Origin of the sequence: uncultured Megasphaera sp. (genome assembly GCF_900539295.1) — a bacterium.
Lineage (GTDB): Bacteria > Bacillota > Negativicutes > Veillonellales > Megasphaeraceae > Megasphaera.
Genome location: NZ_UQBH01000042.1, coordinates 1 through 10,767, shown reverse-complemented (window position 1 = coordinate 10,767; position 10,767 = coordinate 1). Strand labels below are relative to the sequence as shown.

The window sequence follows — 10,767 nt, the reverse complement described above, 5'->3', positions numbered from 1 at the left end:
GGATTATCGTTTCGCAGGCGTGGCCTGCTCAACAGGGTAAACCCCATATCAAAAAAAGGCCCTGCACTATTCCGAATGCAGGGCCTTTGTAAGCGGTTGTTATCTCATACTATATACTATTTCTATACGTGTTTCGAAAGGAGGAGAGTCTGGTTAGGAATCTCTGTATTATCTGAGGATGGCACCGGAGATGATCATCTGCTGTACCTGGTTGGTGCCTTCATAAATCTGAGTGATCTTAGCGTCACGCATGTAGCGTTCTGCCGGATATTCACGAGTGAAGCCGTAGCCGCCGAAGACCTGAACAGCATCGGTGGTGACCTGCATAGCTACGTCAGAAGCGTACTTCTTAGCGATAGCAGCGTCGACGGAGTAAGACTTAACGTCAGGCTGAGCCATCTTCCAAGCAGCCTGGTAAACGGCAAGGCGAGCCGTTTCAATCTTAAGTTTCATGTCAGCCAGCATGAAGCTGATAGCCTGGAACTTACCGATCGGTTTGCCGAACTGGGTACGTTCTTTTGCATACTGGAGAGCTGCGTTGTAAGCGCCTTCAGCGATACCGAGAGCCTGAGCACCGACACCGATACGGCCGCCGTCGAGGGTCATCATAGCGATCTTGAAGCCTTCGCCTTCTTTACCGAGGAGGTTTTCAGCCGGGATTCTAACGTTCTGGAATACGAGTTCACGCTGTACGGAAGCGCGGATACCCATCTTAACTTCTTTTTTGCCGTAGGTAAAGCCTTCCATGCCTTTTTCAACGATGAATGCGCTCATGCCTTTAGCGCCCTTCGATTTGTCCGTCGAAGCGAAGACAACGGTGATGTCAGCTTCGCCGCCGTTGGTGTTGAATACTTTGGAGCCAGTCAGGGTGTAGCTGCCGTCTTCGTTCTTAACAGCCGCCGTGGAGCCGTTCAAAGCGTCGGTGCCGGCATTCGGTTCAGTCAGACCGAAAGCGCCGAGTTTCGTGCCTTCTGCCAAAGGTTTGAGGAATTTAGCTTTCTGTTCGGCTGTACCGAATTTCCAAATCGGCCAGGAGCAGAGCATCGTATGTACTTCGAAGCTGAGGGCAATGGAGGGATCTACTTTAGCGACTTCTTCGCAGGCTACGACGAGGCTGAGGAAGTCTGCGCCAACGCCGCCGTTTTCTTCTTCCCAAGGAATACCGAGAAGGCCGAGGGTGCCCATTTCATCGAGGATAGCGCGGTCAAAAACTTCTTTTTCATCGCGGTCTTTTACAGTAGGAGCTAATTTTTTTTCAGCAAAATCTTTTGCGAGATTGGCAATATCTTGCTGTAATTCAGAAAGTTTAAAATCCATGATTGAATTTCCTCCTAAAAGATTATATGTATATCTTTATATTTAAAAACGGCAAAACCGTCTTTAAAGCAACATTGATAGCCCAAAGCCCGCTAGAAACGGGCTTTAAGCTATGCATCCTGCCAGGGAAGACAGGTTATATTGTGGCCGGCTCCTCACGGGGTCCCGCCCAAGTGAAACCAAGGCTTAGAGAATTTCCGAGAAGGCCTGGATACGCGTACGGAGCTGTTCCAGCGACGGCGATTCGATATCGAGGTCGAGAACGGTGTAGCGAACACCGGCTTCTTCGAATTCCGGTTTGTAAATCGGATAGTCGAATTCTTCCGGATCGCAGAAACGCATCATGCAGACGACGACGGCGTCGGCTTTGTATTTCTTGGTCATGTCGATGAGCATCTGTCCGCGCGGTTTGTCCGGGTTCAGTGCCAAGGGGCAGCCGTCGAAATCCTGCCACTGCTGAGCGAGCTGTTCCAAGGGATCGATGCCGGACGGTACATCCGTACGGAACTGACGGGATTCCTGAGCCAGGTCGTCGGCGACGACGGCGATGTTGAATTCGCTGAAGATATCGAGGAATTCATCCGGTTCGGCCATGATGCCCGAGAGGACGACCTTCTTGCCGTTCCACGGCTGTACCGGTTCTTTTTTAACAGCATCGATGAGCTGACGAATGAGAGCCGTGTGTTCTGCCTTGTCCATGAACCAACGAGCTTTGATGACGTCGTGACGTTTTACCGGCGTGAAGATCTGCGGATACTGAGCGGCAACATCGCAGAATTCTCGCATAGCGCGGCGGTTTTCGTTGTATACGTTGATAGCTTCCTGGATGGCGAGGTCAGAAATCTTGACGCCGAGGATGCGTTCCAATTCAGCGCGGACGTGTTCGTATTCAGCTTTGAGGAAGTCTACAGCCGGACGGATCTTGCGGTTCTGGGGATGAGTAAATACGATGACCGGAGCCTTGCCGTGCCATTTCTGGCTCATGCAGCGCAGGGTGTCGCAAGGTACGGAGAAGATGACGGCATCGAGGCAGTCATAAGTACCGTTGAGCTGGAGTTCCATATCGGCCTGCATCAAGGAACAAGCAAAGGGAGGCAGATAGGTGCGGGCTGCAGCGATCTGCGGTTTCTGGGCACCGAACATGCCGACAGGGAGACAGCCGGCAGCGTATACGATTTCTTCCGGAGCATAGTAGGGCATCATGCCGACCAGGCGTTTACCCTGCTGTTTATAATTTAAAACCGTCTTTTGAGGATGGTTGGATACTTCTTGAAATTTGCTGATAAGTTCATCAATCTGACTCATTAGTGATTTCCTCCTTCACTGGCTTTTTTATCTGCCATCATTTCGGTCAAAGCTTCGACACGGGTATCGAACTGAGCTTCTGAGAAGTTGCGGGCATCGGTCTGGTCACCGTCGAAGATGACATACGGTACGCCGAGGTTCTTCTGAACGCGCTGGCCGCCTTCGTTGTTGAGGAGGCTCATGTTCTTGCAGGAACGGTTCTGATGCATGATCAGGCCGTCGCACTTGCCGTCACGGACGACTTTTTCAAGAACGGCACCGCGCTGTTCGAGGCAGCAGTTGATATAGGTACGGGAATAAGCTTCTGCCATGGATTCGAGGTTGCCCGGTTCGTAAGAAACGTCCCACATGCCGGGATATGCCGAACCGGTCATGAGAGCGCCCTGGCCCTTGAGTTCTTTAAAGGTATGGCCAAGAGCGATCCAAACGGCAATGCCTTCCCAGGTAACACGGGATTTTTCATTGTCGCCGAAAGCCCATTTCTTGTTGGCAACCTTTTCATCCAATTCCTTGAGGAATTTGTTGAACGTGATTTCAGAGTAGTTCAAGGAACGAGCGGCAACGGCAAGGCCCATGTAGTTGAAGAGGTCAAAGCCGTTGAGCGGCGACGGTTTGTACTTGAAGTAGGTCGCAATCTTGTTCCAGGCAGCGATGGAGCGCTGAGTCTGTTTCTGGACTTCAAAGAATTTTTCATAGTCAAAGGGACGGCCGCAGAGTTCTTCGAGCTGGGAAATGGCATGTTTGAATTCGCCGACGATGTACTGTTTAGCGTGTTTCGTAACCGGGAATTCATGGTTGAACGGGACGTCGATGTTAATGAGAGGAACGTTCAGTTCTTTGGCCAGGTTTTCATACCATTTGAGGAGGGTATTGCAAATATTGTTGCAGGTGAGGACGACATCCGGAAGGGGAATGGGAGAAGCCGGCGAATTCTTCAAGACTTCCGGCGTTTTGCCCGTAAGAGCTTCCTGTTTGATGAGTTCCATGTAGCCCATGTTGACGCGGCAGTAGGAACAGATATCCTGGTTGTAGCCTTTATTTTCAGCGACTTCGAGCATAGCCGGAGCACCGTGACGAGCGCCGATGCCGGCAGCATGGGTTTCCGGATAGACGATGGCAATATCCATGGCCGTGCAAAATTCCGGAGGTGCTACCGAGGCGGACCAGCAAACGAGGCGGCCTTCTTTTTTAGCTTTGCGTGCGTCTTCATCGACTTTGGGCAAGAAGTAACCAAGGGCGTCCTTGGCGCTCATGCTTTCAATATCTACTGTTTTTTCTTCACTCATGATTCTGTTCTCTCCTTTGACTTATTTCTTGATTTTATCATAAGCAATCAAAGCGGCTCCCAAGGCGCCAACGGCCTGTGGATGCAGAGCTACTCTGACAGGGATACCTAATTCTTTCGATACGGCATCTACGACGCCGGGATCGCGGGAACCGCCGCCGGTCATGGTCAGGTCACTGCCGACTCCGACGCGGCGCACGAGGGCACAGGCCTTGGCGGCAATGGACTGATGGACACCGGCTACGATGTCTTCTTTAGGAATGTTCTTCGAAAGCAGGGAAATGACTTCCGATTCCGCAAAGACCGTACAGGTACTGCTGACGGCTGCCGGGTGCTTCGATTTGAAGTACCAGTCTCCCATTTCAGACATGGGGATTTCCAGTACCTTGGACATGACGTCCAAGAAGCGGCCTGTACCGGCAGCGCACTTGTCGTTCATGGCAAACTGCATGACCAGCCCCTGTCCATTTAATTTAATGGACTTGACGTCCTGGCCGCCGATATCGAGGATCGTCGTCGTGCCCGGGCATTCAAAGAGGGCGCCTTTGGCATGGCAGGTGATTTCACTGACTTCGCCTTTAGCGCAGTCTACGTTAAAGCGGCCGTAGCCGGTGGCGATGATATTGGCCATATCTTCTATCTTTAAGTTCGTCTTTTGAAAGACTTCGTCCAAAACCCGTTCCGGACCGGATGAACCGGTACCGATTTCAACGACGGCTTGGGCGACGATGTTCTTGCCGTCTTCCAAGATGACGGCTTTTGAAGAAGACGAACCAACATCGATTCCGAGAGTATACATGATAGTCACCTTTTTTCATTAAAACTTAATTGTGAAACGGGTTGGGGTTGCTGCGATTGATAGGAGCAACGGTTTGGACGTATTCGACGAGGATGCCGGCATCCGTGCTGGGACGGCGGAAGTTGACGACGATATCGTCCGTTCCCTGGACGGCCTTCTTTTCCAGCATGCAGCCTTCTTGCTGGCCTTCCATGATCTGACGAACCTTTTCCACGTCGTCCACTTCAAAGGCGATGTGGGCAATGCCGCCTTTTCCGTGATTGAAGTCCTTCAATACCCCTTCCCGAGGGATGATGAATTCAATGGGCGTACTGTTTTTATCTTTCTTGGTAAAGATGAGGTCGGCATGGTAGGCGTCGACGAAGCCTGCATAATCGACTTCAAGGCCGTTCGTTTCTATGAAATCATGGGCCTTTTCCAAGGTCGGCAGGACGATGCCGATATGGTGAAGCCGCATGGGATGCCACGGTTCGCGAAGCTTTCCTTTTTCAGGACCCATGGCCTTTACGAAAGGATCTTCGCCGCGGCCCGTAATGGGTGCCGTCGTCTGGACGTATTCGACGAGGATACCCTGATTGGTCGAAGGGCGGCGGAAGTTGACGATGATGTCGTCCGTTCCTTGAACGGCTTTCTGCTCCAGCATGCAGCCCGGGCACTTAGCTTCCATTTCTGTACGGACACCTTCGACGTCGTCGACTTCAAAGGCAATGTGGGCGATACCGCCGCGGCCGCCGTTGAATTTGGTAAGGACCCCGGAGTGCGGGATGATCATTTCAATCGGGCTTGCATAGTCACCGAATTTCGTAAAGATGAGGTCGGCCTGATAGGCGTCGACATAACCGGCATAGTCGATTTCAAGGCCGTTATTCTGCATGAATTCGTGGGCCTTTTCCAACGTCGGCAAGACGATGCCTACGTGGTGGAGTCTCATTGGTTTCATAGTAAGGTCTCCTTTAGAGGATTTATTTTTTCAGTCCCATGGGGCCGTCCTGGAAGATGCGGGCGTCCATGGTTTTGGGATTTGCAATAATTGGTTTGAAGTCCATGTGGGCTAAGATATCCTTTTCGATATCGATGCCCGGTGCGACTTCGATGAGGGCCAGTCCGTCTTTGGTCAATTCAAAGACGCAGCGTTCGGTAATGTAGAGAACGCGTTTCCCTTTTCGGGCGGCATAGGAGCCGTTGAAGGTGATCTGGTCGACGTCTTTGATGAATTTCTTGGCCTTGCCTTCCTGAAGAATCTTGACCTTTCCGTCTTCGACGGCAACTTTCAAGCCGCCGGCCGTAAAGGTACCGCAGAAGAAAACGTTTTGGGTCTGCTGGGAGATATTCGGGAAGCCGCCGCAGCCGGCAACGTTAGTGCCGAACTTGCTGACGTTGATGTTGCCCGTGCTGTCGCACTGAGCCAGGCCCAGGTAAGCCATATCCAAACCGCCGCCGTCGTAAAAGTCGAACTGGTAGGTGTGGTCGATGATGGCATCGGCATTGCGAGACGAACCGAAGCGAACGCCGCCCTGCGGTACACCGCCGATGGCACCGCCTTCGACGGTAAGGGTAATCGTATCGGCGATTCCTTCTTCACCGGCCACGGAGGCAACGTATTCCGGAGCGCCGACACCGAGGTTGACGACGGCATTTTCCGTCAGTTCCAAGGCACCGCGGCGGCCTATGATCTTCTTGGCGCTCATAGGAAGGACTTCATCGGCAGCGCCTTCCGGTGCCCGGTGTTCCCCGCTTAAAGACGGATCATACTGACAGTCGTAAGTCTGCTGGTGATCTTCCGGAGCGGCTACGACGACGCAGTCGACATAGATGCCGGGGATCTTGACCATCCGCGGGTCGAGACTGCCGTGAGCGACGACGTCTTTGACCTGGACGACTACTTTGCCGCCGCAGTTGTGAACGGCCTGGGCCACGGAAATGCTTTCGAAAGGCCCGATTTCTTCGTCCATGGTAATGTTGCCCGATTCATCGGCATAGGTACCGCGGAGGAATGCGACCTGCACGGGGAAGGTAGGATAGAAGAGCTGTTCATGGCCTTCGACTTCAATCAACTTGACTAAGTCTTCTTTGGTTACGTCGTTCAACTTACCGCCGAGCTGACGGGGATCCAAGAAGGTTTCCAAGCCGATATCGGTGAAGACGCCGAGCTTATGGCCGGCTAAGGCGCGGAACCAATGAACGAGGGTGCCCTGAGAAAAGTTATAGGCTTCGATTTTATTGTCGACTGCCAATTTCCCGATAGCCGGTACCGTCTGCCAGTGACCGATGATAGCCCGTTTCAAAAGTCCCGTATGAGCCAGGTGTTCGGCGGCACGGCCGTCGCGAATCCCCTGTGAGCCGGCGTAGATGTACGTAAGATTCTGCGGCCGGTTCGTTTCCAAGAACCGTTTTTCCAAGGCTTTGGTCAATGCTTCCGGGTGGGCGCTGCTGACAAACCCAATGGATGTAATCGTATCGTTATCCTTTACTAGCTGAGCTGCTTGTTCAGCCGTAATGACTTCAACTTTTCTCATTCCCCTAACTGCCTCCTGCGATATGAATGTATCGACGTCATGTCGTTCATTCTTTGTGAAAATTTTCTAAATCTCAATTACTTAATAGAATGATATCACTTAAAATTAATAACGTCAACGAATATTGTCGAGAAACTTCATTTTTAGGAATGAATAATCTATAAATTAATTCCGTTTAAGAATTAATATTTTTGATACGAAAACTCGAATCTATTCTGTAAACGTTCCTCATTAAAAATTTACAACGCCTTTACAACAGCAGTTTTCTCCTAAATCTTCTCTCCTGCAAATTATATGAATCGCTCTTTTTACAATAATCAATATCATAAATATAAAAAGTCTCCCTTATTTTGCATGATTAAAAAGTACCGTCTCGTTTTATTTATGATAATTAGGTATGGTTCGTGAATTTCCGTACATATTTTGTTTTTAGAATATTTCGTATTAAGAACATTATAGTCAATTAGATCCTGCCAGACATCAAAAAAAAGCGGGCACGACATACATCGTGCCCGCCTCTCCCCTAGTGATTCAGGAAATAAGAGCCTGTCCAAAATAAACGACTATCCCTAAAATAATGATATACGGAATATATACCTTCACAATGGCCTGTAAAATCTCATTGTCCTTCCCCTTTAGTGAAATCGCCCCGACAGCAATGGCGATGCTCTGCGGCGAAATCATCTTGCCGGCACAAGTTCCGGCTGCATTTGCCGCAGCCAGCCAACTTTCATCAGCATTGATAGCGACAGCTGCATCGGTCTGAAGATTGCCAAACAAAACGTTGCTCGACGTACCGGAACCGGTGATGAAGGTACCAATCGACCCGACCAGGGGCGCAATGGCCGGGTACAAGGACCCGGTCGCATTGACAGCCGTCTGCGCGATTTCTGAAGTCATGCCGCTGTATCCCATAACCTTTGCCGTTGCAATGACGGTAATGATGGTAATGATCGTACTGCGAAGACCTGCAATGGTATGACCGAGGACGGTCAACATTTCACCAAAGCCGGAGGACTGCACCTTGCCGCTGATAAAGGCCGCCAATAGGATAAGGATGCCCGGCGTATTCACCCATACAAAGGTATAAGGAACACCGCCTTCACCGGTATAAATCGAGACCGACGATTTAATGGCTATGAGCGGACCATGGATAAAGGGCACGAGCTTCGACGTCAGCAGCAGAAAGATAAAGATCAGAATAAAAGGCAGACAGGCAAGCAGCCCCCCTTTAAGCGGGACATGAGCCGGATGGATATCCATGGTATATTCCGGCACCTCACTCGATTGAAACCGGGAATACAAGATAATGACGGCCATGATGACGACCGATGCCCCCATGACGGCCAGCTCAGGCCCGACAAAGGAGGAAATGATGAGCTCCGGTACAGCTAAAGCCAGTCCGGACAGCAGCGTAATCAGGAAGACACCTTTCAGGGCTTTAATGGATCCGCCAATAATAAGGACGATGAGGAAAGGGCAAATCAGATTGAGCGGAAGCAGCTGCAGGCTAATATAGGAAGAAAGCCGAATGGGATCGAGACCGGTCAGATTGGCCAGAGTACTGGCCGGAATCCCGATGGAACCATACGTCGTAGGAACGGAATTGGCGACTAAACAGACGAGAATGGACTTAATAGGATTGAAGCCAAGGGCCGCCAACATCGACGCCGGAATCGCAATGGCCGTGCCGAAACCGGCCATGCCTTCCATGAAGGCACCGAATCCCCAGGCAATAAGAAGTGCCAGGATGCGGCGGTCCTTGCTGACGGTTGTAAGCATATGTTTGATAATATCCATACTCTTTGTATGCACGGAGAGATTATACGTAAAAATGGCCGCGATAATAACCAATAAGATAGGCCAGCATGCCAGGGCCACGCCTTCCAGGGCCGCCGAAGCTGCATCTTGCCCATCCATTTGATACACTGTCAGGGCCACAGCCAAGGCTAGTACCAAGGCAATGGGACAGGCCTTAAAGCCCGGCATCTTAAAGAAGCCCAGCGATAAGATAAGCCATAGAATCGGTAATAATGCCAATAAAAATACCATCATAGAGATTCTTCCTTTCTTTTCTAAGCTTTTAATTCAAAAACAGAATTGATTTTAAAAATATCAATTCCTTAACAACATGACATAATTATATACCAAGCAGGAAGAATAAATCAATTTATTTTAACCATATCAGAGACAGCAGACCGAGAAGTCTCTCTTTATATTGGCCGTACTATTTTTTCATAAAAAAAAGCTATCCCAAAAGGGATAGCTTCACGGTACATCAACCCTCACTCATCGTCTTTTTGAATATAAACAACTCGCTGAGGATAGGGAATATCGATGCCGTTAGCATCAAAGGTATCTTTGACCTTCGACATGACATCATAAAATACGGGCAGGTAATTGGCCTTGGCCACTTTAGGATAAGCGGCAATGCGAACAGAGTTGTCTCCGAATTCCTTGATTCCGATTTCCAAATCATCGGCATTGAGGATCCGCGGTTCGTCTTTAAAAATTTGTTTCAACAGGGCGATGGCTTTATGGTGATCATTATTGTAGCCGATATCGAAGAGGAAGGAGATATACCGTTCCGTTTGATAGGAGCTGTTGGACACTTGGGACGTCGTAATCGTCGAGTTGGGGATGAATACCGTCTTATTGTCCTTGGTCGTAATAGCCGTATTCAGCATTTGAATGCCCTTGACGCTGCCTTCTACACCGCCGACAGCGATCCAGTCACCGGCTTTAAAAGGCTTAAAGACTAAAATCAACAGGCCGGACGCAAAGTTTGACAGGTTGCCCTGAAGAGCCAAACCGACGGCTAAACCAAAGGCACCGAAGGCTGCTAAGAAGGAATTCGTCGGGATTCCCAGCTTGTTGAGGGCCGACAAGAGGACGATGGCCATGAAGGCGTAGTAAATAATTTGACTGACAAAGGTAATGACCGTATGGTCATAATTAGCATGGGACATCATGCGGACAGCCAATTTTTTAATCATACCGGCGATGTAGCGGCCGATGATAAAAATGATGATGGCAGCAATGATGTCCGGAGCATAGTTCACTACGAAATCATTGAATTTCCCCAAGGCTGTAACCCCTTCCGTAACCTGGTCATTAACGTCAGCCCGGACGGTGCTGGCAGCCTGGACCGTATTGGCAGCAAGATTCATAGACAGTACCTCCTGTGTACGCACATATAGAAAAAAAGCAAATTATAAAACTATGTGCCATTATTATATCATGAAAAACGACCGGATGCTCCCCTTTGAGGAACAAAAAAAGAAGCTATAACAGCCGGAGAAAACTCACAGCTATTATAGCTTCAATTAACAGATACCTGCGTACCTGCTGTGTCTATGGTGATTAGCCTTCGATTTCGGAGACGACGCCGGCACCAACGGTACGGCCGCCTTCACGAATAGCGAAACGGAGACCGGCTTCGATAGCGATTGGAGTGATCAGTTCGACGTCCATTTTGACGTTATCGCCGGGCATGCACATTTCAGTGCCTTCCGGAAGCTGGATGACGCCCGTTACGTCCGTTG

At 50.0% G+C, this 10,767-nt stretch carries 8 protein-coding genes and 1 pseudogene; all 9 read right to left on the bottom strand.

Going from position 1 to position 10,767, the window contains the following annotated elements; all coding sequences use genetic code 11:
* Positions 1–168: 168 nt before the first annotated feature.
* Positions 169–1,317 (bottom strand): acyl-CoA dehydrogenase, encoded by a 1,149-nt coding sequence (locus QZQ46_RS10340; RefSeq protein ID WP_044502857.1) that lies wholly within the window; start codon positions 1,315–1,317, stop codon positions 169–171.
* 186 nt (positions 1,318–1,503) lie between these two features.
* Positions 1,504–2,622 carry a 2-hydroxyacyl-CoA dehydratase subunit D gene (locus QZQ46_RS10335; protein WP_296829708.1) on the bottom strand — a complete coding sequence of 373 codons (1,119 nt, stop codon included), beginning with the start codon at positions 2,620–2,622 and terminating at the stop codon, positions 1,504–1,506.
* The gene (locus QZQ46_RS10330; RefSeq protein WP_044502859.1) at positions 2,622–3,908 is read right to left on the bottom strand and encodes a 2-hydroxyacyl-CoA dehydratase subunit D; all 1,287 of its coding nucleotides are present in this window, start codon (positions 3,906–3,908) and stop codon (positions 2,622–2,624) included. The genes QZQ46_RS10335 and QZQ46_RS10330 overlap by 1 nt, the downstream gene beginning before the upstream one ends.
* Positions 3,909–3,929: 21 nt before the next feature.
* A complete protein-coding gene (locus QZQ46_RS10325) occupies positions 3,930–4,706 on the bottom strand; it encodes an acyl-CoA dehydratase activase (RefSeq protein ID WP_296829705.1) in 777 nt (258 codons plus the stop codon).
* Between the two features lie 25 nt (positions 4,707–4,731).
* Entirely contained in the window at positions 4,732–5,646 is a 915-nt protein-coding gene (locus tag QZQ46_RS10320; RefSeq protein WP_296829702.1) for a VOC family protein, read from the bottom strand.
* Positions 5,647–5,668: 22 nt separating this feature from the next.
* On the bottom strand, positions 5,669–7,222 hold the full coding sequence (gene pct / locus QZQ46_RS10315) for a propanoyl-CoA transferase Pct (RefSeq protein WP_296829698.1): 1,554 nt from the start codon (positions 7,220–7,222) through the stop codon (positions 5,669–5,671).
* 531 nt (positions 7,223–7,753) lie between these two features.
* The gene (locus QZQ46_RS10310) at positions 7,754–9,274 is read right to left on the bottom strand and encodes an L-lactate permease (RefSeq protein ID WP_296829711.1); all 1,521 of its coding nucleotides are present in this window, start codon (positions 9,272–9,274) and stop codon (positions 7,754–7,756) included.
* 233 nt (positions 9,275–9,507) lie between these two features.
* Complete coding sequence (locus QZQ46_RS10305; protein ID WP_296829696.1) at positions 9,508–10,392, bottom strand: mechanosensitive ion channel family protein; 885 nt, start codon at positions 10,390–10,392, stop codon at positions 9,508–9,510.
* Positions 10,393–10,585: 193 nt separating this feature from the next.
* Positions 10,586–10,767: pseudogene (tuf, locus tag QZQ46_RS10300) on the bottom strand (elongation factor Tu); the annotation flags it as partial.